Here is a 23,651-nt window from a genome sequence, read left to right as displayed (position 1 = left end):
ACGGGCAAGGAGCCCGCCCGAGGCAGCAGAGGTTTTCACCTTAACGGCCGCCTTCGGCGCCATGAGAGCTTTGGCCTCCACGTCCCTCAGCCGGGCTAATCCCGGGCCTTTCCGTACGAGTGCTGTGCCGTCGGTGCTCTGCCGTCGCGGGGCCGCATCCGTACGACAACGCGCGCCGGTTTCTACCAGTCGCCGCGCGAGGACGTGGAGGACATGAACCGCCGCACGACGTAGATGAGGCCGCCGACCAGGGCCACGAAGACCAGCACCTTGAAGAGCAGTGAGAAAAGGAAGCCGACCACGCTGGCGATCAGACCGCCGAACACGACCAGGGCGATGACGGGCACGGCCACCCACTTCACCCACCAGGGCATCCCCGCGAATATCTCCCGTGCCGCCATCGTCCTTACCTCTTCCGCTCGTGAATCGCCTGGAGTCTCGGGCCGCTGCCGTCGACACCCTCGATGCTAGGGGCGCGGGGGTGTCGAACGGGGCGGTCGCAGCCCTTGCTCTCCCCTGACCGGACCCCTAGGGAGACCCAGGGTCCGCCCTCAGCTCTCAGGCGGAGAGAACACGACCAGAACCCGCAGGTCCTCGGCGATGTGGTGGAAGCGGTGGGCGACTCCGGCCGGCACGTAGACGACGCTGCCCCGCGCCACCTCGGTGGTCTCCAGGCCGACCGTGACGGACGCCCGGCCGCTCACCACGAAGTAGATCTCGTCCTGGGCGTGCGGCTTCTGCGGGTCGTGGTCGCCCGCGTCCAGCGCGTAGAGCCCTGCCGACATGTTCCTTTCCCGCAGAAACTGCAGGTACGCGCCGTCGTTCGCGGCGCGCTCCGCCTCGAGTTCGTCAAGCCGGAAATGCTTCATCGCCGTCCGCCCCTGCACTGGTACCGATCATGTCTGCCACGATCAGACACATGAAGAATTTCCTAGTCAAGACGCTCGCCAACGCGGCGGCTCTCGCCGTGGCCATCTGGCTGCTGCACGACATCACGCTCACCGGTGACAGCACAGGCAAGAAGGCCCTGACACTGATTCTGGTCGCGCTGCTCTTCGGGGTGGTGAACTTCGTCGTCAAGCCGGTGGTGAAGCTCCTCTCCTTCCCGCTGTTCATCCTCACGCTCGGCCTGATCACCTTTGTGATCAACGCCCTGATGCTGCTGCTCACCTCGTGGCTGGCCGGGAAACTCGACCTCACCTTCCACGTCGAGGGCTTCTGGACCGCCCTTCTGGGCGGCCTGATCATCTCGATCGTGTCCTGGGCCCTGAACATCGCCCTGCCCGACGACGAGGACTGAGGAGAGCGCGGATGACCTCCGGGGTGAACCCTTTCCAGGCGCCGGGGGACGGCACCAGAGCGGTGCGGGCCGGGCTCCCGGACCCGGTGGCGTACGAACCGTCGCTGCCGGGGCCGGTCTTCGCCGCCCACTTCCACCTGCCGGGCGAGGCGGTGGGCCCCTACACCTACGGCCGGGACACCAACCCGACATGGACCCATCTGGAGCGCGCCCTCGCGGAGCTGGAGTCCCCCGACGCGCCCGCCGAGGCGGTCGTCTTCGCCTCCGGCATGGCCGCGGTCTCGGCGGTGCTGCTCTCCCACGCGCGCGTGGGCGACGCCGTGGTCCTCCCCGACGACGGCTACCAGGCACTGCCGCTGGTGCGCGAGCAACTCACGGCGTACGGCGTCGAGGTGCGCAGCGCGCCGACCGCCGGTGACGCCCAGCTCGGTGTCCTGGACGGCGCGGCGCTGCTGTGGATCGAGACGCCCTCCAACCCGGGCCTGGACGTCTGCGACATCCGGCGCCTTGCGCGGGCCGCCCATGACACGGGCGCGCTGGTCGCGGTCGACAACACGCTGGCGACCCCGCTCGGTCAGCGCCCGCTGGAGCTCGGCGCGGACTTCGCGGTGGCCAGCGGCACCAAGGGCCTCACCGGCCACGGTGATCTGCTGCTCGGCTACGTGGTCTGCCGGGACCCCGAGCCGGCCGCGCGCGTCCGCAGATGGCGCAAGGTCGTGGGGGCGATCCCCGGCCCGATGGAGGCCTGGCTGGCGCACCGCTCGCTGGCCACGCTCCAGCTGCGCGCGGACCGGCAGTCGGCGAACGCGCTGGCCGTCGCCGAGGCGCTGCTCGACCGTCCCGAGGTGAGCGGGGTGCGCCACCCCGGGCTGCCGTCCGACCCCGCGCACCGGCAGGCGTCCGCGCAGATGCGCCGCTTCGGCTGTGTCGTCTCCTTCGACCTGCCCGACCGCGCCCACGCGGAGCGGTTCCTGGCGGCGCTGCGGCTGGTGGACGACGCCACGAGCTTCGGCGGGGTGCGCTCCACGGCCGAGCGGCGCGGGCGCTGGGGCGGTGACAGGGTCGCGGAGGGCTTCATCCGCTTCTCGGCCGGAGCCGAGGACACCGCGGACCTCGTGGCGGACGTGCGGCGGGCGCTGGACGAGGCCGCCGAGGCATGAGGCGGGCGGTCCGAGCCTCCCCCCTCGTGGTTCGGACCGCCCTCGGCTCCGGCACGCCAAGAACCTTGAGGACAAGGCTAGTTGACTCTGTGTCAGTGTCCAATCACGGTAGCGACAGAGACCTATCGACATATTTATAGTTGTGTCCGGCGGGGATGTCGTGAGGCGGTTCGGGACGGGAGGGCACGCATGGACCTCGCCCTGCTGCGGACGTTCGTCACGGTCCACCGCGCGGGCTCCTTCACCCGCGCCGCCGCCCTGCTCGGTCTCTCCCAACCGGCCGTGACCAGCCAGATCCGCACGCTGGAGAGGCAGTTGGGGCGCCCGCTGTTCCTGCGCCAGGCGCGCGGGGTGACACCGACGACGGTCGGCGACGAGCTGGCCCAGCGGGCAGCCCCGCATCTGGACGCACTGGTCGAGATAGCGGAGTCCGGCTCGTACGAGGAGTCGGGCGTACGCACCCTCCACCTCGCCGGGCCGCCCGAGTTCACCTCGCTGCGCGCACTGCCCACCCTGACCTCGCTCATCCCGCGCGGGATCGCCCTGCGGGCCTCCTTCGGCAACGCCGAGGAGACCCTGGAGGGCCTGGCCGCGGGCCACCACGACCTGGCCATCGCCACCGCCCGGCCACGGGGCCGGCTGCTCTGCGCGACCCCGCTCTGCGACGAGGAGCACGTCCTGGTCGCCGGGGTGCGCTGGGCCTCCCGGGTCGCGCCGGGGGCGCTGCGGCGCGGGGGCCCCGGCGTACTGGAGCACATTCCGGTGGTGGAGGTGCACGAGTCGCTCCCGTTCGTCTCGCGCTACTGGGCCGCGGTCTTCGACACCAAACCGGCCGCGGCGGGCACGGTGATCGCACCCGACCTGCGGGCGGTCATGGAGACGGTGACCGCCGGTGCCGGCCTGGCCGTACTCCCGCGCTATCTGTGCGAGGGGACGCTGGAGCGCGGGGAGCTCGTGGTCCTGCTCGACCCGCCCGTGCCACCGTTGCGGACCTACTTCCTGGCGGTGCGCACCGGCACGCTGGCGCTGCCGCACGTCGCGCGGGCGCAGGAGTGGCTGCTGCGCGCCGCGGTCGACTGGAGCTGAAGGAGTTTCGCGGGCGCCGCCACGGGCCACATTCCTCCCATGACCGTCCGACCCGTGGTCAAGCGCACCGCACGAGCCGTCCTGCTGGACGGCGACGACCTGATCCTGATCAAGCGCACCAAGCCCGGTATGGATCCCTACTGGCTCACCCCCGGCGGCGGCGTCGAGCCGGAGGACTCCACCGTCGTCGAGGCGCTGCACCGCGAGGTGCACGAGGAACTCGGCGCGAAGATCACCGATGTCGTGCCCTGTTTCGTCGACACCGTCGAGCACATCGGCGCCGACGGTGGCGCGACCGGTGTGAAGGTGCAGCACTTCTTCGTCTGTCGGCTCGAATCCATGGACGAATCCCTGCGGCACGGCCCCGAGGTGGAGGAGCCCTGCGGGGAGTACGAGATCGTACGGATCCCGTTCACCCGCGTCGGCATCGCCTCCGTCCACCTCGTACCGCTGTCCCTGCGGCACTACCTGGACGGCAACATCGAGGGCGTCCGCGCGATGCACGCGCCCGACCTGGGCTGAAACCCCGCCGGGCGCGGCCCGCCTCAGTGATTCGCCGCCACCAGCTCCTCGACGGAGTCGTGCCGGATGCGGTCCGAGGGGATCCCGATGTCCCGCAGCGTGGTCACTCCGCTGCGGATCATTCCCGGCGGCCCGGAGACATAGGCGTCGTACGAGGTCCACGGCCCGTACTCGCGCACCGCGTCCGGGAGCCGTCCGTCGAGTCCCCGGCCCGGGCCGCCCGAGACCACGGGCCGCACCGACAGCCAGGAGTGCGTCTGCTGGAGCCGCATCAGGGTGTCGATGTCATAGAGGTCGTGGTTGCTGCGGGCGCCGTAGAAGACCTCGACGGGGCGCCGCTCGCCGTACCGGGCGACGTCCTCGACCAGCGCCTTGATGGGCGCTATGCCGGTGCCGCCGCCGAGGCAGAGCAGGCCGTTGTCGGTGCTGTGGTCGACCACCATGGATCCGGCGGGCGGCCCCAGACGAAGGATGTCCCCGGGCCGGGCTCGATGGACCAGCGCGCCGGAGACCCAGCCCGCGGGCACCGCTTTGACGTGCAGCGACAGCAGCCCGTCGCTGCGGGGCGCGGAGGCCAGCGAGTAGTGCCGCCAGATCCGCGGCCACCAGGGCGTCTCCAGCGTCGTGTACTGCCCGGCCAGGAAGGGGTACGGCTGGTCGGGGCGCAGGGTGACCACCGCGATGTCCGGAGTCCGCAGATCGTGCGAGACGACCTCGGCGTACCACCAGGCCGGCTGGAGCTGTTCGTCCGCGTCCGCCGCGTCGATCATGATCTGTGACATCGTCGTGTACGCCCGTACCCAGGCGGCCTGGGCCGCCTCGTCCCAGGTGGTCCCGGCGTACCGGGACAGCGCCCCGATCAGCGCCTCTCCGACGGCCGGGTAATGCTCGGGCCGGGTGCCGTACTTGCGGTGGCCCCGGCCCAGCTGGCGAAGATATTCAGTGAGTGCCGCGGAGTTCTCCAGATGCTCGGCGGCCGTGAGCAGCGCGCCTTGAGCAACCGGTCCCGCTGAGCGTCCATCGCTGCCGGAAAGAGCGTGCGCAGCTCCGGGTCGCCTATGAAAAGCAGAGCATAGAAGTACGACGTGACCTTGTCCGCTAAGGGTGCGATCTCCGCGAGAGTGCGGCGTATCAGCACAGCGTCGGTCGACGTGTTGGTCGGAGCGTTCATCCCTGTGTCTCGCCTCGAACCTCTGGCCGCAGTTGCCGACGTCCGGGAGTTCCGTCACTCCCGTACCGGAGCATGTCAGCTTCGACGCGGGCGCGGGCACAAATAGCAGGAATACCGGGTATCCGAACCGGCATTCCCGTTAGGCTCGTGCGACCTGTGCCGGCGCGTAGGCCTCACGGAGGTCACCCCGGAGCAAGTGTGCGTGGCCCTTCCGGCGAGCCGGCGGTCGGCGTTGACGGCGACCGACACGGGCACCGCCGAGGCCCGTGCCCCGAGGCCCCGCCCCGGGGATCACGGGTGCCGAGGGGCGTCCGACGACTCGATGTTTCACGTGAAACCAGGCACTCGCTCCTGATCCCTGTTTCACGTGAAACATCCAGGACGAAGACTGACAGAGCGTGGCCTGAAGCAACGTGCTGTATACGCAAAACGGTGGACGGGGCATGGGTTCATCGGACAGCCTGATCTCCATGCCCTCACCGCTCGACGAGCTTCCGATCCGCCGCCTGACCATTGACGACCTCGTTTCCTGCGCCGATCTCTCCGAGGACCGAGGCTGGCCACGCGAGGAACACAAATGGGGCCTGCTGCTCACCGCGGGCACCGGGTACGGCCTCGACGACCCGGACGGCAAAGGGCTGGTCACCGCCTGTGTGGTCACCTCGTACGAGGATCTCGCCGCCATCGGAATGGTCCTGGTGGCCGAGAAGTACGCACGGCAGGGCGTGGGACGGCGGTTGATGCGCCATGTACTGGAGGAGCTGGGCGACCGGCCCGTGACGCTGCACGCCACGGCGTACGGACAACCGCTCTACGAACAGCTGGGCTTCGAGACCACCGGCCGCGTCGAGATGATCCGCGGCCACTTCCGCCCCTCGGGACCCGCCCCCACCGTGGCGACCCGCCCGGCGACGGCGGAGGACCTGCCCGCCATCCTCCGCCTGGACGCCGAGGTCTTCGGCCGCGACCGTACGCATGTGATCACCAGGCTGCCCGCCTTCGCGGACCAGCTCCGGGTCGCCGAGGACTCCGGGGGCCTCATCGGCTACGCGGCGCTCTGGCCGAACATGGAGACCCACGTCGTGGGCCCCCTGGTGGCCCGTGACACCGAGACCGCGAAGGCTCTGGTGGCCTCGCTCGCCGCGGGGACGGACCGCCCGCTGCGCACCGATGTCGACGTACGCCACGAGGAGCTGCTCGACTGGCTGAAGGCGAACGGGCTGGAGCCCCTCCCCTTCTTCAACGCGGTGATGACCCGCGGTATCCCCGGCCTGCCCGGTGACTGGACCCGCCGCTTCGCCCCCCTGACGGTCGCCGCCGGCTGAGCCAGGCCGCCGTACGGCGGGGTCTGTGGCTCCCGCCGTACGGCGACGGGGTCCGCGAGGGCTCAGAGGAGCCGCTGGACGGCCTGGGAGGCGAAGCCGTGGTCCTGCTCGGGAGATCCGCCACCCACGCCGATCGCCCCGATCAGCCTGCCGTCGCGGTGGACGGGGACACCGCCCGCGATGAACAGCAGCGGCCGGTCGAGCGCGGTCGGCAGGGTGTGGAAGAGCCCACCGGGCTGGACCGCGTCGACGAGGTCGGCGGTCGCGGTGCCGAGCTGGAGGGCGGTGTACGCCTTGCGGGTGCTGGTCTCGCCGGCGATCAGGACCGCGCGGTCGTCGCGGCGGAAGGCCAGCAGGTGGCCGCCCGCGTCCAGGACGGTGACGGCAACGGTGGCCTCCGCCTCCTCTGCCGCGGCGCGGGCCGCCTCCACGAGGGCTTCGGCGTCCTGGATGGTGAGCGGGGCTACGGCGGTGGTGGTGCTCATGGGTGGCTCCTTGATGCGTGCGGGGAGAGGGGTCGACCGGAAGGCCGGGTGCTGAGGGGGCGGTCAGTGGTGCGCCGCGGTGGCGCGGGCCGGCTCGGGCGCGCCGCTCGTGACGATCCGGCCGCCGGTTCGCGTCCGCCGCTCCAGCGCGCTGGAGACGAGGGCGAGGACGAGCGCGGAGGCGGCGAGCGCGGCCCCGACCCAGTTGGGGGCGGTGTAGCCGAGCCCGGCGGCGATCACGAGCCCGCCGAGCCAGGCGGAGAGCGCGTTGCCGAGGTTGAAGGCGCCGATGTTCACGGCGGAGGCGAGGGTGGGGGCGCCCGCGGCCTGGTCCAGGACCCGCTTCTGCAGCGGCGGTACGGTCGCGAAGCCGAGTGCGCCGATCAGGAAGACCGTGACGGCCGAGGCGGCCTTGTCGTGGGCGGTGAGGGTGAACAGGGCCAGGACGACGGCGAGACCGCTCAGCGAGGCGTAGAGCATCGGCATCAGCGCCCGGTCGGCGAACCGGCCGCCGATCAGGTTGCCCGCGACCATGCCGAGGCCGAAGAGGACGAGCAGCCAGGTGACGGAGGCGTCGGCGTAGCCGGTGACGTGGGTCATCATCGGCGTGATGTAGGTGATCGCGGCGAAGACACCGCCGAAGCCGAGCACGGTCATCGCCATGGCGAGCAAAACCTGGACGTTGCGGAACGCGGCGATCTCGTGGCGCAGCCGGATGCCCTCGGCCTTCGGCATGTCGGGGACGAGCTTGGCGACGCCCAGGAGTCCGACCACGCCGAGCGCGGCCACGACGAAGAACGTGGTGCGCCAGCCGATCTGCTGGCCGACCAGGGTGCCCAGCGGGACTCCGATGACATTGGCGACGGTCAGACCGGTGAACATCATCGCGATGGCCCCGGCCTTCTTCTCGGGGGCGACCAGATCGGCCGCGACGACCGAGCCGATACCGAAGAACGCGCCGTGCGCCAACGAGGCGACGATCCGCCCGGCGAGCATCAGCCCGAAGACGGGCGCGACGGCGGAGAGCACGTTGCCGACGATGAAGAAGCCCATCAGCAGCATGAGCATGCGCTTGCGGGAGATCCGGGTACCCAGGACGGTCATCAGCGGGGCGCCCAGGACCACGCCGAGCGCGTAACCGGTCACCAGGTAACCCGCCATCGGGATGGTCACGCCGTAGGTGTCCGCCACTTCCGGGAGCAGGCCCATGATCACGAATTCGGTGGTGCCGATACCGAACGCCCCGATGGCCAGGGCTAGGAGCGCGAGGGGCATGGGATTCTCAGCCTTCCAGGAGATTGCACGAGCGCCTTACAAGCGTCCACAATAATTGCAGGCGCGGGTTAATTGCAAACGCGGGCTATTGCGTTCGTGGCCTACCCTGGTGTCAAGCCGCTCCGGACGGAGGACAGACGCATGACCGCGACGGACCCCGCACTCACCGCCCTCTCACAGGGCTGGTGCGCCCTCTCGCTGCTGCACGGCAGGATCGAGGCCCATATCGAGCGGGCCCTGCAGTCGGGGCACGAGCTGAGCGTGCGCGAGTACTCTCTGCTGGATGTCCTCAGCCGCCAGCACAGCGGCCCGGGGGGTCACCTCCAGATGAAGCAGGTGGCCGACGCCGTCGTCCTCAGCCAGTCCGCCACCACCCGGCTGGTCACTCGCCTGGAGGACCGCGGCCTGCTGACCCGCTACCTCTGCGACACCGACCGCCGCGGGATCTACACCGACGTCACGGAGGCCGGCCAGGAGCTGCTCGCGGCGGCCCGGCCCACCAATGACCGCGCCCTGCGCGAGGCACTCGACGAGGCCGCGCGGAACCCGGAGCTCGCACCGCTGGTCAGGGCCGTCGAGCAACTCCGCGTCCCGGCCCAGCCCTCCCCGGCACAGCTGTCCCCGGCGTAGTCTCCGGGCCATGAGCGATCTTGAGATAAGGCCCGCGACGGCCCAGGACATCCCGGCGATCGTGGCGATGCTCGCCGACGACCCGCTGGGCGCCGAGCGGGAGTCGCCGGGCGATCTGACCCCGTACCTCGCCGCCTTCGAGCGGCTGACCGAAGACCCCAACCAGCACCTGGTCGTGGCCGTCCGCGACGACCGGGTCGTCGGCACACTCCAGCTGACGGTCGTCCCGGGACTGTCCCGGCGCGGAGCCACCCGCTCGATCATCGAGGGCGTCCGCATCCACGCCGATGAGCGCGGCAGTGGTCTCGGCACCCGCCTCATCGAGTGGGCCGTCGAGGAATCCGGGCGCATGGACTGCCAGTTGGTCCAGCTCACGTCGGACGCCACACGGATCGACGCCCACCGCTTCTATGAGCGGCTGGGCTTCGAGGCGTCCCACCTGGGCTTCAAGAAGGCGCTCTGACCCCCGGGACGCGCTGCGTCGATCACCCCGGGGGCCGTGGAAGGTTTCACGTGAAACAGGGGCCACGTTTCACGTGAAACATCAGACTCCGCGCCAGCCCTCGGGGTCCACTCCGCCCGGGACCACCTCACCCGGTCCGTACGGCTCCCGGGTGAAGACGAACGACCCGAGGTCGAGGTGGCTGACCGAGCCGTCCGGCCGACGGATCGCCCGCAGGGTCTCACCCCGGTAGTAGCCGTTGAGGCCGACCCAGTTGCCGTCCGCCCGCGCCTCGAACCTGGATGAACGACCGTTCCCGCGCAGCGGCTCCAGCACCATCGTGCCGTCGGCGTTCAGCCGCAGACCGTAGGTGTACGTCCCCCAGTACCAGGGCCCGGTGAGCTCCAGCAGAGCCGGGTCGACCTCGGACAGGGGCCGCCACGGGGCGGGGAGCTTCGGTTCGGCCTCGACGACGATCCGGATGAGGTCGGCGGCGACCGCCGGGGCCGTCCCGGAAGTGGAGTTGGTGAGGGCGACCGCCCCGACCCCGTCCTCCACACTGATCCACAGCCCGGCGACGAAGCCGGGCAGCGAGCCGGTGTGACCGGCGAGGGTGCGGTGACCGCCCTGGCGGCTCAGCTGGACGCCCAGCCCATAACCGCCCTGCCAGTCCCCCGCCTCGGGCGGAGCGGAGGGGGCGCGCATCTCCCGTACGCTCGCGGCGCTCAGCACCCGGTCGTCCCCTTCCGCGAGGAACGCGGCGAACCGGCAGAGGTCCGCGGCCGTCGACCACAGCTGGCCCGCCGGTGCCATGAGTCCCAGATCCTCGGACGGCTCGGGAAGCAGGGCGTCGGCCCAGGGGTGCACGGCCCAGCCGCCCGCGTGCGGGGCCACCGGCTGGGCGCTCGTCCTGGTCAGCCCCAGCGGTTCGAGGATCTCAGCCCGCAGGGCCTCTTCCCAGGAAACTCCCCGTACGGCCTCGACCAGCGAACCGAGCAGTGTGTAACCCGGGTTGGAGTAGTGGTGCAGCCTGCCGACCGGATGCGGCAGCGGGTTCTCCCCCAGCACGTCCGAGAGCGCCGGGCGCAGCGCGGCCGAGCTCCGCTCCCACCAGGCCCCGGGCGTCTCGGCCGCCAACCCGGCGCTGTGGCTGAGGAGTTGGGCGATGGTCACCTCACCGACCCCGGTGCCGGGCAGGTGCTTCTCCAGCGGATCCCCGAGGTCCAGCAGCACCTCGTCCCGCAGCCGCATGACCAGTACGGCGGTGAACGTCTTGGTGATCGAGCCGATGCGGTACTGGACGTCTCCGTCGGGCCCATGGCCTTCGACCGACGTACGTGAGCCCGTCCAGACGATCCGGCCCTCACGCACCACGGCGGCGACCAGCGAGGGCAGACGCCCCTCCGACTGGGCGACGGCGAGGCGGTGGATCAGCGCGCGTTCGGTACTGGGCAGAAGGCCGGTGGGGGCCGTGGTCATCGGCGGAGTGATCGGGAGACGCGGGGTTGAGGTCATGCTCCAGGTGTATCCCCGCACTCCACAGCCGTCGAACGGTTTTCCCCCGACACGCGGCGGCCGGTGCGCGGCCTACGGTCCGTCCGTTCGTCACCGCCGCGGGGCGAAGCCAGGATCAGGTCTGTGCCATGTCCACGAAGCGCGAGTAGTGGCCCTGGAAGGCGACCGTGATCGTGGCGGTCGGGCCGTTACGGTGCTTGGCCACGATCAGGTCCGCCTCGCCCGCGCGCGGGGACTCCTTCTCGTACGCGTCCTCGCGGTGCAACAGGATGACCATGTCCGCGTCCTGCTCGATGGAGCCGGACTCACGCAGGTCGGAGACCATCGGCTTCTTGTCCGTACGCTGCTCGGGGCCACGGTTCAGCTGGGAGAGCGCGATGACCGGGAGCTCCAGCTCCTTGGCGAGCAGCTTGAGGTTTCGGGACATGTCCGAGACCTCCTGCTGACGGCTCTCGGCCCGCTTGGAGCCGCCGGACTGCATCAGCTGGAGGTAGTCGATGACGACGAGCTTGAGGTCGTTGCGCTGCTTGAGCCGGCGGCACTTGGCGCGGATCTCCATCATCGACAGGTTCGGGGAGTCGTCGATGTACAGCGGGGCCTGGGAGACGTCCGGCATCCGGCGGGCCAGGCGGGTCCAGTCCTCGTCGGTCATGGTGCCCGAGCGCATGTGGTGCAGCGCGACCCGGGCCTCGGCCGACAGAAGACGCATCGCGATCTCGTTGCGGCCCATTTCGAGGGAGAAGATCACGCTGGGCAGGTTGTGCTTGATGGAGCAGGCCCGGGCGAAGTCCAGCGCCAGGGTGGACTTACCCATGGCGGGCCGGGCCGCGATGACGATCATCTGGCCCGGGTGGAGACCGTTGGTGAGCGAGTCGAAGTCGGTGAAGCCGGTCGGCACACCGGTCATCTCGCCGCTGCGGGAGCCGATCGCCTCGATCTCGTCGAGCGCACCCTCCATGATGTCGCCGAGCGGAAGGTAGTCCTCGCTGGTGCGCTGCTCGGTGACCGCGTAGATCTCGGCCTGGGCGGAGTTGACGATCTCGTCGACGTCGCCGTCCGCCGCGTATCCCATCTGCGTGATCTTGGTGCCCGCCTCGACGAGACGGCGGAGCACGGCCCGCTCGTGGACGATCTCCGCGTAGTACGAGGCATTCGCCGCGGTCGGCACCGACTGGACCAGGGTGTGCAGATACGAGGCGCCGCCTACGCGGGTGATCTCGCCCCGCTTGACCAGCTCGGCCGCCACGGTGATGGGGTCGGCCGGCTCACCCTTCGCGTACAGGTCGAGGATGGCCGTGTAGACGGTCTCGTGGGCCGGGCGGTAGAAGTCGTGGCCCTTGATGATCTCCACGACGTCCGCGATGGCGTCCTTGGAGAGCAGCATGCCGCCGAGGACGGACTGCTCGGCGTCGATGTCCTGCGGGGGGACCCGCTCGAAGCCGGACGAGCCGCCGCCGTCCCAGGACTCGCTCTCGCGGCCCCGGTCGTGCTGGTCGTCGCGGCCGCGCCCCCGTCCTTCGGCGCGGCGGGGGCGGGAGACGGGCAGACGGTCACCCGGACCGCTGTCGGCCCAGGGGTCGTCCAAGGGCTCGGGAATGCTCACCGGGCCACCTCCTCCCGTCCGCTCCGCGGACCTAGCCGTGCCACTCTTTCTACGGCACGGCACTGACAAAACGAGAAGCCCGACTCCGGTTCCGGCGCGTCGGGCGCCGGTCCACGTTAGGCCCGTCGGCACCTTCAGCCAATCTGGTTATCCACAGGCCATGTGGACGACGGACCAGATGCTGTGGAGAACCCCGCAGAACCTGTGCACGGACCGGGGGACAGCACTGTGGACAAAGTCATAGCCACCCCGCCACCACCCGCTTGACCTGCGGTTTGTCCATCCACCGGCTGTGGGGGAGAAAAACTTTCCCGGCTGGCCCAAGATCGCGACAAACGGCGCACAGCCGAACCGCACTCCGGTTCCAAGGTAAGGGTCACACAGGCATTGCATCCATTACCTGTGGAAGATTAGATTGGGTTCATGACACAGGCCCCCGTGGCACCGAGGAACATCCGGCGCCGACACGACCGCGAGATCGTCTCGCTCGCCGTCCCCGCCTTCGGCGCCCTGGTCGCCGAGCCGCTCTTCGTCATGGCCGACAGTGCCATCGTCGGCCACCTCGGCACCCCGCAACTGGCCGGTCTGGGCATCGCGGCGGCCCTCCTCACCACCGCCGTGAGCGTCTTCGTCTTCCTCGCCTACGCCACCACGGCCGCCGTCGCACGCCGCGTCGGCGCCGGAGACCTGCCGGCCGCCATCCGGCAGGGCATGGACGGCGTCTGGCTCGCCCTGCTGCTCGGCGCGGCCGTCATCGCCGTCGTCCTGCCCGCTGCCCCCTGGTTCATCGACCTCTTCGGGGCCTCGGAAACCGCCGCTCCCCACGCCGTCACCTATCTGCGCATCTCCTCGCTCGGCATCCCCGCCATGCTCATGGTGCTCGCGGCCACCGGCATCCTGCGCGGCCTCCAGGACACCAGGACACCGCTCTACGTGGCCGTCGGCGGCTTCACCCTCAACGCGGCACTGAACCTCGGGCTCGTCTACGGGGCGGACCTCGGCATCGCAGGCTCCGCCTGGGGCACCGTGACCGCCCAGTTCGCCATGGCCGCCGTCTACCTCCGCGTCGTCGTACGAGGGGCCCGGCGGCATGGCACCTCCCTGCGCCCCGACGTGGCGGGCATCCGCGCCAGCGCCCAGGCCGGGGTTCCGCTGCTGGTCCGTACACTCTCGCTGCGCGCCGTCCTGATGATCGCCACCGCCGTGGCCGCCCGTCTGGGCGACGCCGACATCGCCGCGCACCAGATCATCCTTTCCCTGTGGAGCCTGCTGGCCTTCGCCCTCGACGCGATCGCGATCGCCGGACAGGCCATCATCGGGCGCTATCTGGGAGCCGAGGACACCGAGGGCGCCCGCCAGGCGTGCCGGCGCATGGTCGAGTGGGGCATCGCCGCCGGGGTGGTGCTCGGTCTGCTGGTGGCGGTGGCCCGGCCGCTGTTCATCCCGCTCTTCACCGGCGACCACACGGTCCGGGACGCCCTGCTCCCCGCGCTCCTGGTGGTCGCTCTCTCCCAGCCGGTCTCGGGGGTCGTCTTCGTCCTGGACGGGGTGCTCATGGGCGCGGGCGACGGCCCCTATCTGGCGTGGGCGATGCTGCTGACGCTCGCCTGCTTCACCCCCGTGGCGCTGCTGGTCCCGGCGCTCGGTGGCGGGCTCACCGCCCTGTGGTGGGCGATGACCCTGATGATGTCCGTCCGGATGCTGACGCTGTGGCTCCGCGCCCGCTCGGGGCGGTGGCTGGTCACGGGCGCGACGCGCTGAGGGCGCGCGCCCACCGCCGAGCGTTCCGCCCCCACCGGAAGGCGATGTTTCACGGGAAACTCCACACCGGGAGGTCTGCCGTCCGCCGGGCAGAGGCGATGTTTCACGTGAAACCTCCCCTGCCGACAACGGCGAAGGGCCGCACCCCGGAGGGTGCGGCCCTTCTTATGCTCTGCTGAGCGATGCCCTTAGGCGGCGACGACCTCGACGCCAACCTTCGCGGCAACCTCGGCGTGCAGACGCACGGACACCTGGTGCGCGCCCAGGGTCTTGATCGGCGAGCCGAGCTCGACGCGACGCTTGTCCACGTCCGGGCCACCGGCAGCCTTGATCGCCGCAGCGACGTCGGCCTGGGTGACGGAGCCGAAGAGACGGCCGGCGTCGCCGGAGCGAACGGCCAGACGCACCTTCACGCCCTCGAGGCGGGCCTTGATCTCGTTGGCCTGCTCGATGGTGGCGATCTCGTGGATCTTGCGAGCACGACGAATCTGCTCGACGTCCTTCTCGCCGCCCTTGGTCCAGCGGATCGCGAACCCACGCGGGACCAGGTAGTTGCGAGCGTAGCCGTCCTTGACGTCGACGACATCGCCGGCGGCACCGAGGCCAGAGACCTCGTGGGTGAGGATGATCTTCATTTTTCGGTCACCCTTCCCTTATCGCGCGGTGGACGTGTAGGGCAGCAGCGCCATCTCACGGCTGTTCTTGACGGCCGTGGCGACGTCACGCTGGTGCTGCGTGCAGTTGCCGGTCACGCGGCGGGCACGGATCTTGCCGCGGTCGGAAATGAACTTCCGCAGCATGTTCGTGTCCTTGTAGTCCACGTAAGCGGTCTTGTCCTTGCAGAAAGCGCAGACCTTCTTCTTAGGCTTGCGCACAGGCGGCTTCGCCATGGTGTTTCTCCTGTGTGATCAAGAAGTGGGGGTACGGGCTGCCCTAGAAGGGCGGCTCGTCCGAGTAGCCGCCGCCGGAGCCGCCGGAGCTTCCGCCCCAGCCGCCACCGCCGCCACCCTGCTGCTGGCCGCCGCCGGCCGGCGCGCTGGAGGCCCAGGGGTCGTCGGCGGGAGCGCCGCCGCCCTGCGGGCCGCCACTGGGGGCTCCACCCCAGCTGCCACCGCCCTGCTGCTGGCCACCACCGCCGCCGTAACCACCCTGGCCGCCTCGACCGGTGGTCTTGGTGACCTTGGCCGTGGCGCTCTTGAGGCTGGGGCCGACTTCCTCGACGTCCAGCTCGTAGACCGTGCGCTTGACGCCCTCGCGGTCCTCGTAGGACCGCTGCTTCAGCCGGCCCTGCACGATGACGCGCATGCCTCGCTGGAGCGACTCGGCGACGTTCTCCGCCGCCTGACGCCAGACCGAGCAGGTCAGGAAGAGGCTTTCGCCGTCCTTCCACTCATTGGTCTGACGGTCGAAGGTGCGGGGAGTCGACGCGACACGGAACTTCGCGACGGCCGCACCGGAGGGGGTGAAGCGCAGCTCGGGGTCGTCGACGAGATTGCCGACGACCGTGATGACGGTCTCGCCTGCCATGGGTGAACCTCTCGGCGGGGATTGCTGCTGGCTGCTGTGTTGCTACTCGGAACCCGATGACTTCTGAGCGGAAGCTCAGTGGGTCTCGGGACGGAGGACCTTGGTCCGGAGGACCGACTCGTTCAGGTTCATCTGACGGTCGAGCTCCTTGACGACCGCAGGCTCGGCCTGGAGGTCGATGACCGTGTAGATGCCCTCGGGCTTCTTCTTGATCTCGTAGGAGAGACGACGACGGCCCCAGGTGTCGACCTTCTCGACCTTTCCGTTGCCCTCACGGACGACGGAGAGGAAGTTCTCGATCAGGGGGGAGACAGCGCGCTCCTCCAGATCGGGGTCGAGGATGACCATCACCTCGTAGTGACGCATGTGGAACCCACCTCCTTTGGACTCAGCGGCCACGGTCGTTCCGTGGCAGGAGGGTCGTGATGCGTGAACAACGGTATCCGCCGCCACTGACAATCCCGCCCCGAAAGAGGGGGACCGCGTCCTGGCCAGGGCAGACACCGGTGCAGACCGTACAGAGTACCTGCACACAGGCTTCCGGTTGAAATCCGGCGGTCAGGGGCCGCAATCTGTACACATCGGGTGTGCGCGGCGCTACCCTTCGCCGCGCTCCGCTTCCGCCAGGAGGTGCCTCATGGCACAGGCAATGCGATCGAACTCGTCCGTCGTCTCCCTCTTCGCCACCGACGGCAAGCCCCACCCCCGTCAGGACGCCTTCATGGCGGTGACCGTCGTGCTCGGCGCGCTGGCCTTCGCCACGGCGTTCTTCCACAACCTGCACCTGCTCAGCTCCTGGGCGGGCCTGGTGGGGATCCTCACGGGCGCGTACGGACAGTTCATCTCGGTGACGACCCGCGAGCGGTTCCTGCTGATCCTCGGGCTCGGCGCCGCCGCCGTCGGCTTCTTCCTCGGCATGGCCCACGGCGGCCTCTTCGGCGGCGTCATCGGCCGCTGAGGACACCCCGCACCCGTTCAGGTCCGTACAGCCATCCGGGGCGCTCCCCGGGCGCAGTAGGCTTCGGCGCGAGAGCCGGAGCCCCTGTACCCATGGGGACACACCTGCCGAGGAGCGCCCCGCATGAGCCTGACCCTGAGGACCATCAGCCGAGAGCAGCATCTGGCGTATATCCAGAGCCTGCCCGCGGCTAGCCACTGCCAGGTCCCGGCGTGGGCTGACGTGAAGACCGAGTGGCGCTCGGAGAGCCTCGGATGGTTCGACAAGACCGGTCAGATGGTCGGCGCCGGCCTGGTGCTCTACCGCCAGCTGCCGAAGATCAAGCGGTACTTGGCGTACCTTCCCGAGGGCCCGGTCATCAACTGGTACGCCCCGAACCTCGACGAGTGGCTCCAGCCGATGCTGGCGCACCTCAAGCACCAGGGCGCCTTCTCGGTGAAGATGGGCCCGCCGGTCGTCATCCGCCGCTGGGACTCGGCCGCCATCAAGTCCGGCATCCAGGACCCGGACGTCAAGCGTCTGCGCGACGTCGAGGCCACTCACATCGAGCCGCGTGCCTTCGAAGTCGCCGACCGGCTGCGGAAGATGGGCTGGCAGCAGGGCGAGGACGGCGGCGCGGGCTTCGGCGACGTGCAGCCGCGCTACGTCTTCCAGGTGCCGCTCGCCAACCGCTCGCTCGACGACGTCCTCAAGGGCTTCAACCAGCTGTGGCGCCGCAACATCAAGAAGGCCGAGAAGGCCGGCGTCGAGGTCGTCCAGGGCGGCTACGAGGACCTGGCCGAGTGGCAGCGGCTGTACGAGATCACGGCCGTCCGCGACCACTTCCGGCCCCGCCCGCTCTCGTACTTCCAGCGCATGTGGACGGTCCTCAACAACGAGGACCCCAACCGGATGCGGCTCTACTTCGCGCGCCACAACGGCGTGAACCTGTCGGCGGCGACGATGCTCGTCGTGGGCGGGCACGTCTGGTACTCCTACGGCGCGTCCGACAACATCGGCCGTGAGGTCCGGCCCTCGAACGCGATGCAGTGGCGGATGCTGCGCGACGCGTACGCCATGGGCGCGACCGTCTACGACCTGCGCGGCATCTCCGACTCGCTCGACGAGACGGACCACCTCTTCGGTCTGATCCAGTTCAAGGTGGGTACCGGTGGCGAGGCCGTCGAGTACGTCGGCGAGTGGGACTTCCCGCTGAACAAGCTGCTGCACAAGGCGCTCGACATGTACATGTCGAGGCGCTGACGGGTGTTGTGCACTCCCGTCCCCACCAACCTCTGACACACCGCAGCCACCAGAAAGGTTCCGGAACCGGCCATGGCGCTCTCCCTGTACGTCGACACCGCTCGCTGGCGGGCGCACCAGAAGTCCGTGGTCGACCAGTTCCCGGGCATCGTCCCGGTCTGCAAGGGCAACGGCTACGGCTTCGGCCACGAGCGCCTGGCCGAGGAGGTGAACCGCTTCGGCTCGGACATCCTGGCGGTCGGCACCACCTACGAGGCCGCGCGCATCAAGGACTGGTTCGGCGGTGACCTGCTGGTGCTCACGCCGTTCCGCCGGAGCGAGGAGCCGGTGCCGCTGCCGGACCGCGTGATCCGCTCGGTGTCCTCCGTGGACGGGGTGCACGCCCTCGTGGGCGCGCGCGTGGTCATCGAGTGCATGAGCTCGATGAAGCGCCACGGCATCAAGGAGGAGGAGCTCGGCATGCTCCACTCCGCCATCGAGGACGTACGGCTGGAGGGCTTCGCCCTGCACCTGCCGCTCGACCGCACCGACGGCTCCGACGCCGTCGAGGAGGTCATCGGCTGGATGGACCGGCTGCGCGCGGCCCGGCTGCCGCTGCACACCATGTTCGTCAGTCATCTGCGGGCCGAGGAGCAGGCACGGCTCCAGCAACAGTTCCCGCAAACCCGTTTCCGCGCGCGTATCGGTACGCGGCTGTGGCTCGGCGACCACGAGGCGACCGAGTACCGAGGTGCCGTCCTGGACGTCACCCGGGTCGCCAAGGGCGATCGTTTCGGCTACCGCCAGCAGAAGGCCGCCTCCGACGGCTGGCTGGTCGTGGTCGCCGGCGGGACCTCGCACGGCGTCGGTCTGGAGGCCCCCAAGGCGCTCCACGGGGTGATGCCGCGTGCCAAGGGCGTAGCCCGGGCCGGTCTCGCGACCGTCAACCGCAACCTGTCGCCGTTCGTCTGGGACGGCAAGCAGCGCTGGTTCGCCGAGCCGCCGCACATGCAGGTGTCGATCCTCTTCGTCCCCGCGGACTCCCAGGAGCCGCGTGTCGGTGACGAGCTGGTGGCCCATCTGCGGCACACCACGACGCAGTTCGACCGCATGGTCGACCGTTAGGAACGGGCGTCACCGCCCGGACACGACAAGGGGCCCCCGCCGGTGGCGGGGGCCCCTCGTGTCACGTCCAGCCGTCCTGGGCGCCCGGCTGCCTGCCCCACTCCACCCGCGGCACCTCCACCAGAGGAGCCGCGTGCCGGGGCGGATGCGCCGCCTGCCCCAGGACGAAGACGTCCGGGGCCCCGTCGAGCACGCCTCCGGAGGGGTCGTCCGAGCCGTCGCGCCGTACGCCGTCGCCCTCCGGCATCAGGATGTCCCGCACGATCACGGCGCACAGGTAGAGCGTCGTCAGCAGATGGGCGGCGATCGCCAGCTGGTAGCCCTCCGGCGGCAGCCCCTGGTGCTTCTCGCCGCTCATCGTGTACGCGAGGTACGTCCAGATCCCGAGGAAGTAGACGACCTCCCCCGCCTGCCAGATCAGGAAGTCGCGCCAGCGGGGCCTGGCCAGCGCCGCCAGCGGGATCAGCCACAGTACGTACTGCGGTGAGTAGACCTTGTTGGTCAGGATGAACGCGGCGACGACCAGGAAGGCGAGCTGGGCGAAGCGCGGACGGCGCGGCGCGGTGAGCGTCAGCGCCGCGATGCCCGCGCACAGCAGCACCATCAGCAGCGTCGCCAGGTTGTTCACCATGTCGACGTCCAGGGACTTGCCGGTGCGCTGCGAGATGATCAGCCAGAAGGAGCCGAAGTCCACGGAGCGCTCCTGGCTGAAGGTGTAGAACTTCTTCCAGCCCTCCGGCGCGAACAGCATCACCGGCACGTTCACCGCCAGCCAGGCGCCCGCCGCCCCGAGCACGGCTGCCCCGTACTCCCGCCACTTCCCGGCCCGCCAGCACAGGAACAGCAGCGGTCCGAGCAGCAGCACGGGGTAGAGCTTGGCGGCCGTAGCCAGCCCGATCAGGATGCCGAAGGCGAGCGGGCGGCCGCGGGACCACAGCAGCATGGCGACGGCGGTCAGGGCGATGGCGAAGAGGTCCCAGTTGATCGTCGCGGTGAGGGCGAAGGCGGGCGCCAGGGCGACCAGCAGCGCGTCCCAGGGGCGGCGGCGGTGCGTCCGCGCCACACAGACCGCGATGACGGCCGTACAGGCCATCAGCATCCCCGCGTTGACCATCCAGTACATCTGCTCGCGGTGCTGCATGGAGCCGCCGGACATCCACGAGACCGGCCAGGAGGCCACCTCCATGAACAGCCCGGTCAGCACCGGGTATTCGAGGAAGTCCATGTCGCCGGAGAGCCGGTCGAAGTAGGGCACCTTCCCGTCGGCGAAGCCCCGGCCCACGTACAGGTGCGGGATGTCGGAGTAGCAGGCGTGGGTGTACTGGGAGTTCACGCCCCGGAACCACGCCCACTCGTAGCAGGGGGCCTTCTGTGCCATCCCGAGGGCGAACATGCCGAGGGCGACCAGGGCGATCACCCGGACAGGGGTCAGCCAGTGGCCCGCCCCCGAGGCCCAGCGGCCCATGGGGCCGCCCAGGACCTCACTGCCGGCCGCGGCGACCTCGTCCTGCTCCGTGGGGCGTACGACGGGCCCTGCGGGCTTGCCCGGGCGGGTCTCGTACGCGCGGGCACTGGTCTCGCTCGTCATGCCGCACATCCTGCCGTACGCCCCCGGGGAAATGCCGAGGGGCGATGTTTCACGTGAAACATCGCCCCTGGCGTTCAGCCGCGTGCGCCGGGCCCGCTAGCCGTTGGGCCCCCCGAAGATGCTTCCCTGGGGGCCGCTGCCCGGTTTGGACTTACTGGGCGAGGGGCTGCCGGAGGGCCCGCTGATGTCCCCGCTGGTGGCGCCCTGGTCCATACCCGCGTCGGTGCCCGCGTCCGTGCCGCCGGGGCCACCGGGGCCGCCGCCGCAGTTCCAGTCCCACTTGCCGCAGGACTTGCTGGGCTTCGGGGAGGAGGGGGTCCGGCTCGGCGAAAGGCTGGGCGAGGGGCTGGTGGAGGGCGACGGCGAGTTCGACGGCGACGGGGAGGGGGTCGGGCTGGGCGACATGCCGCCGCCGAACACCTTCTCGCCGATCGGCTCGGGCGCGGGGAAGTCGACGGCCGGTACGCCGTTCAGCGCCTGCTCCATGTAGTCGTGCCAGATGGTCGACGGGAAGGACGCACCGTGGATCTTCTTCTGGCCGCCGGTCCCGAACATCTTCAGGAACTCGCGCTTCTTGTTCGTCTCGTTGTCGTCGAGGCGGTACATGCTCACCGCGGTCGACAGCTGCGGCGTGTAGCCGACGAACCAGGCGGACCGGTTGCCGTCGGTGGTACCGGTCTTGCCCGCCACGTCACGGCCGCTGAGCTTGGCGTTGGTGCCGGTGCCCTTCTCGACCACGTTCTTCAGGACGTCCGTCACGTTGTCCGCGACCGCGGCGGAGAAGGCGCGGGTCGCCTTGTCCTCGTGCTTGTAGATCACGCCGCCCCGGCGCATGACCTTCTCGACCGAGTAGGCGTCGTGGTGCATCCCGCTGGTGGCGAAGGTGGCGTAGGCGCCCGCCATCCGGATCGCGCTGGGGGAGGAGGTGCCGATGGAGAACGACGGCACGGTCGAGGACGCGAGGCTGTCCTTGCGGAGCCCCACCGCCAGGGCCACGTCCTTCACCTTGTTCGTGCCGACGTCCATGCCGAGCTGGACATAGGGCGTGTTCGCCGACTCCTGCATCGCGTACCGCAGGTCGATGGCGTAGCTCGGCGGGTTGTAGGACTGGTTGCCGTCGTTGGTCTGGTTCCAGGGATCGCCCTTCTCGTTGGTCCAGACGCTCCCGTCGTAGTTCTTGATCTTCAGCTTGTTCATGCCGCTGTAGATGCTTTTCGGGGAGACCGGAGTGCGCTGCGACTCGCCCTGGTCCTTGGGACCCTTCGGGTCGCGCTTGCCGTACTCCATGGCGGCGGCCAGGACGAACGGCTTGAAGGTCGAGCCGACCTGCGCACCGGTCTGGTCGGCGTTGTTGGTGAAGTGCTTCGTCGCGTCCTCACCGCCGTAGATCGCCTTGATGGCGCCGGTCCTGTTGTCCACGGAGGCGGCACCGAACTGGACGAAGGTGTCGAGCGTCGGCCGCTTCTTCTCGTCGATGTTCTCCTTGCGGACCTTCTTCACGACCCCTTCGAGCGCCTGGACCTTCTTCTTGTCGAAGGTCGTGTGGATCTCGTAGCCGCCCTTGTCCAGGTCGCTGGCGCTGATGCCCTGGGTGTTGTTGTTCACGAAGTACGCCTTCGAGAGGCTGACCAGATAGCCGATCTGCCCGCTGAGCTGCGCGTTCTTCTTGGGCTTGTCGGGCATCGGGAAGGTCTTGTACTTCGCCCGCTCCGCCGCGGTCAGATGGCCGTCCTTCACCTCCTCGTCGAGGATCCAGGACCACCGGTTCATGGCGTTCTTGGTGTTCTGCTGCGGGGTGGCCGCCGGGTCGATCTCGGTGGCGCCGGCGGGGTCGAAGTAGGTGGCGCCCTTGAGCAGCGAGGCGAGGAACGCGCACTGGCTCGGATCGAGGTCCTTGGCGTCCTTGCTGTAGTACGTGCGGGCCGCCGCCTGCAAGCCGTAGGCACCGCGTCCGTAGTACGCGGTGTTCAGGTAGCCCGCCATGATCTCGCTCTTCTTCTTGGTCGCGCCGACCTTGATGGAGATGAAGAGCTCTTTGAACTTGCGGGTCAGGGTCTGCGACTGGTCGTCCAGCCGGGCGTTCTTCACGTACTGCTGAGTGATCGTGGAGCCACCCTGGGTGTGGCCGCCCTTGGCCATGTTCACCAGGGCGCGCGCGATGCCCTGGGGGTCGACGCCGGAGTCGGTCTCGAAGGTCTTGTTCTCCGCCGAGATCACCGCGTACCGCATGGCGGCCGGGATCTTCTCGTAGGCGATGATCTGGCGGTTGACCTCACCGCCGGTCGCGACCATCTGGGACCCGTCGGCCCAGTAGTAGACGTTGTTCTCGGCCTGGGCCGCCTGAGCCACGTTCGGGACGCTCACGGTCCAGTAGGCGATGCCGATCGCGATCACCAGGGTGCCGAGGAAGCCCAGGCTCAGTCCGCCGACCAGCTTCCACGAGGGCATCCAGCGGCGCCACCCGTGCTTGGCGCGGCGCGGGTAGTCGATGAAGCGCTTCTTTCCGGGCCCGCGGTCGCCGGGGCCCGATCCGCCGCGGCGCCCGCCGGGGCCCGCCGGACCGCCGCCGCCGGGCCCGTCCGCCCGTCTGCGTCCGGTCCGCTGAGCGGCCCGTCGCGCCTCGGCGCGCCCACCGGCCGGCCGCTGCTCTCCGTAGCCGCCGGAAGGGGATCCCGTGACGGAGTCCCGGGCGGACGGCGCACGGCGGCCGGACGGCTGCTGGGCAGCCCGCCGGGCCGCCGCGCGGCCCCCGCCTTGCGACTCCGGCGGTTTGCGACGGTGCTCGCTCATCGAACGACTACTCCTCGGGCAGGCGAGAGCGCCTGGAAGCGACTGGTGAGTTCCGGTCCCCCCGACAGACGGACCAGCCCTGCGCCGGGCCCGTCCGCCGTGCATCCGGTATGCCGATGACGCGGTACGCGCCGACGCCCCCTGACGTCACTCGGCTCCCGGTGGTC

At 69.9% G+C, this 23,651-nt stretch carries 23 protein-coding genes and 1 pseudogene; 11 read left to right on the top strand and 13 right to left on the bottom strand.

The window, feature by feature from the left end; all coding sequences use genetic code 11:
• Positions 1–182: 182 nt before the first annotated feature.
• Together ACZ4MU_RS03350 and ACZ4MU_RS03345 are read right to left on the bottom strand one after the other, a co-directional pair.
• A complete protein-coding gene (locus ACZ4MU_RS03350) occupies positions 183–401 on the bottom strand; it encodes a DUF5326 family protein (RefSeq protein WP_358831802.1) in 219 nt (72 codons plus the stop codon).
• A 150-nt stretch (positions 402–551) separates the two neighbouring features.
• Entirely contained in the window at positions 552–869 is a 318-nt protein-coding gene (locus tag ACZ4MU_RS03345; RefSeq protein ID WP_467870249.1) for a cupin domain-containing protein, read from the bottom strand.
• A 50-nt stretch (positions 870–919) separates the two neighbouring features.
• Between ACZ4MU_RS03345 and ACZ4MU_RS03340 the strand changes: the two genes are divergently transcribed.
• From ACZ4MU_RS03340 to ACZ4MU_RS03325, 4 genes are all read left to right on the top strand, one after another.
• The gene (locus ACZ4MU_RS03340) at positions 920–1,300 is read left to right on the top strand and encodes a phage holin family protein (protein ID WP_467870246.1); all 381 of its coding nucleotides are present in this window, start codon (positions 920–922) and stop codon (positions 1,298–1,300) included.
• An 11-nt stretch (positions 1,301–1,311) separates the two neighbouring features.
• Complete coding sequence (locus ACZ4MU_RS03335) at positions 1,312–2,460, top strand: cystathionine gamma-lyase (protein ID WP_467870243.1); 1,149 nt, start codon at positions 1,312–1,314, stop codon at positions 2,458–2,460.
• A gap of 189 nt (positions 2,461–2,649) precedes the next feature.
• A complete protein-coding gene (locus ACZ4MU_RS03330; RefSeq protein WP_467870241.1) occupies positions 2,650–3,546 on the top strand; it encodes a LysR family transcriptional regulator in 897 nt (298 codons plus the stop codon).
• A gap of 39 nt (positions 3,547–3,585) precedes the next feature.
• Positions 3,586–4,068, top strand: coding sequence for an NUDIX domain-containing protein (locus ACZ4MU_RS03325; protein WP_467870238.1), 483 nt, complete (start codon positions 3,586–3,588; stop codon positions 4,066–4,068).
• 23 nt (positions 4,069–4,091) lie between these two features.
• On the opposite strand, the pseudogene ACZ4MU_RS03320 reads toward ACZ4MU_RS03325, so the two are convergent.
• Positions 4,092–5,221 (bottom strand): annotated as a pseudogene (locus tag ACZ4MU_RS03320) (globin domain-containing protein); the annotation flags it as partial.
• A gap of 488 nt (positions 5,222–5,709) precedes the next feature.
• Between ACZ4MU_RS03320 and ACZ4MU_RS03315 the strand changes: the two are divergent.
• A complete protein-coding gene (locus tag ACZ4MU_RS03315; RefSeq protein ID WP_467870630.1) occupies positions 5,710–6,564 on the top strand; it encodes a GNAT family N-acetyltransferase in 855 nt (284 codons plus the stop codon).
• Positions 6,565–6,626: 62 nt separating this feature from the next.
• Here the strand turns inward: ACZ4MU_RS03315 and ACZ4MU_RS03310 are convergent, their stop codons facing one another.
• Together ACZ4MU_RS03310 and ACZ4MU_RS03305 are read right to left on the bottom strand one after the other, a co-directional pair.
• Entirely contained in the window at positions 6,627–7,049 is a 423-nt protein-coding gene (locus ACZ4MU_RS03310) for a GlcG/HbpS family heme-binding protein (RefSeq protein WP_467870235.1), read from the bottom strand.
• Between the two features lie 63 nt (positions 7,050–7,112).
• Positions 7,113–8,324 (bottom strand): MFS transporter, encoded by a 1,212-nt coding sequence (locus tag ACZ4MU_RS03305; RefSeq protein WP_467870233.1) that lies wholly within the window; start codon positions 8,322–8,324, stop codon positions 7,113–7,115.
• 141 nt (positions 8,325–8,465) lie between these two features.
• Here ACZ4MU_RS03305 and ACZ4MU_RS03300 point away from each other — a divergent pair, with 141 nt between their 5' ends.
• On the top strand, positions 8,466–8,954 hold the full coding sequence (locus ACZ4MU_RS03300; protein ID WP_467870230.1) for a MarR family winged helix-turn-helix transcriptional regulator: 489 nt from the start codon (positions 8,466–8,468) through the stop codon (positions 8,952–8,954).
• Between the two features lie 10 nt (positions 8,955–8,964).
• Positions 8,965–9,417 carry a GNAT family N-acetyltransferase gene (locus tag ACZ4MU_RS03295; protein ID WP_467870227.1) on the top strand — a complete coding sequence of 151 codons (453 nt, stop codon included), beginning with the start codon at positions 8,965–8,967 and terminating at the stop codon, positions 9,415–9,417.
• Positions 9,418–9,498: 81 nt separating this feature from the next.
• Here the strand turns inward: ACZ4MU_RS03295 and ACZ4MU_RS03290 are convergent, their stop codons facing one another.
• Both ACZ4MU_RS03290 and dnaB read right to left on the bottom strand, forming a co-directional pair.
• The gene (locus ACZ4MU_RS03290; RefSeq protein ID WP_467870628.1) at positions 9,499–10,875 is read right to left on the bottom strand and encodes a serine hydrolase domain-containing protein; all 1,377 of its coding nucleotides are present in this window, start codon (positions 10,873–10,875) and stop codon (positions 9,499–9,501) included.
• A 151-nt stretch (positions 10,876–11,026) separates the two neighbouring features.
• A complete protein-coding gene (dnaB, locus tag ACZ4MU_RS03285) occupies positions 11,027–12,496 on the bottom strand; it encodes a replicative DNA helicase (protein ID WP_365102828.1) in 1,470 nt (489 codons plus the stop codon).
• 441 nt (positions 12,497–12,937) lie between these two features.
• Between dnaB and ACZ4MU_RS03280 the strand changes: the two genes are divergently transcribed.
• Positions 12,938–14,275 (top strand): MATE family efflux transporter, encoded by a 1,338-nt coding sequence (locus ACZ4MU_RS03280; protein WP_467870225.1) that lies wholly within the window; start codon positions 12,938–12,940, stop codon positions 14,273–14,275.
• A gap of 188 nt (positions 14,276–14,463) precedes the next feature.
• Here ACZ4MU_RS03280 and rplI read toward each other — a convergent pair whose 3' ends face one another.
• The 4 genes from rplI to rpsF form a co-directional block, all read right to left on the bottom strand.
• The gene (gene rplI, locus ACZ4MU_RS03275; RefSeq protein WP_067162187.1) at positions 14,464–14,910 is read right to left on the bottom strand and encodes a 50S ribosomal protein L9; all 447 of its coding nucleotides are present in this window, start codon (positions 14,908–14,910) and stop codon (positions 14,464–14,466) included.
• A gap of 18 nt (positions 14,911–14,928) precedes the next feature.
• Positions 14,929–15,165, bottom strand: a complete 237-nt coding sequence (gene rpsR / locus ACZ4MU_RS03270; protein ID WP_005315025.1) for a 30S ribosomal protein S18 — start codon at positions 15,163–15,165, stop codon at positions 14,929–14,931.
• 43 nt (positions 15,166–15,208) lie between these two features.
• Positions 15,209–15,802 (bottom strand): single-stranded DNA-binding protein, encoded by a 594-nt coding sequence (locus tag ACZ4MU_RS03265; protein ID WP_358831791.1) that lies wholly within the window; start codon positions 15,800–15,802, stop codon positions 15,209–15,211.
• A 75-nt stretch (positions 15,803–15,877) separates the two neighbouring features.
• A complete protein-coding gene (rpsF, locus tag ACZ4MU_RS03260) occupies positions 15,878–16,168 on the bottom strand; it encodes a 30S ribosomal protein S6 (protein ID WP_067162183.1) in 291 nt (96 codons plus the stop codon).
• A 271-nt stretch (positions 16,169–16,439) separates the two neighbouring features.
• On the opposite strand from rpsF, the gene ACZ4MU_RS03255 reads away from it, so the two are divergent.
• From ACZ4MU_RS03255 to ACZ4MU_RS03245, 3 genes are all read left to right on the top strand, one after another.
• On the top strand, positions 16,440–16,760 hold the full coding sequence (locus ACZ4MU_RS03255; protein ID WP_467870220.1) for a hypothetical protein: 321 nt from the start codon (positions 16,440–16,442) through the stop codon (positions 16,758–16,760).
• Positions 16,761–16,883: 123 nt separating this feature from the next.
• On the top strand, positions 16,884–18,002 hold the full coding sequence (locus tag ACZ4MU_RS03250) for a lipid II:glycine glycyltransferase FemX (protein ID WP_467870218.1): 1,119 nt from the start codon (positions 16,884–16,886) through the stop codon (positions 18,000–18,002).
• Positions 18,003–18,074: 72 nt separating this feature from the next.
• On the top strand, positions 18,075–19,106 hold the full coding sequence (locus ACZ4MU_RS03245) for an alanine racemase (RefSeq protein ID WP_467870215.1): 1,032 nt from the start codon (positions 18,075–18,077) through the stop codon (positions 19,104–19,106).
• Positions 19,107–19,167: 61 nt separating this feature from the next.
• Here the strand turns inward: ACZ4MU_RS03245 and ACZ4MU_RS03240 are convergent, their stop codons facing one another.
• Entirely contained in the window at positions 19,168–20,694 is a 1,527-nt protein-coding gene (locus ACZ4MU_RS03240; RefSeq protein ID WP_467870212.1) for a glycosyltransferase family 87 protein, read from the bottom strand.
• A gap of 96 nt (positions 20,695–20,790) precedes the next feature.
• Entirely contained in the window at positions 20,791–23,484 is a 2,694-nt protein-coding gene (locus ACZ4MU_RS03235) for a transglycosylase domain-containing protein (protein WP_467870210.1), read from the bottom strand.
• Between the last annotated feature and the right edge of the window lie 167 nt (positions 23,485–23,651).

Source organism: Streptomyces sp. NPDC026377 (genome assembly GCF_055567715.1).
The sequence above is the reverse complement of the archived record's forward strand: the minus strand, read 5'-3'. Positions and strand labels throughout refer to the sequence as shown.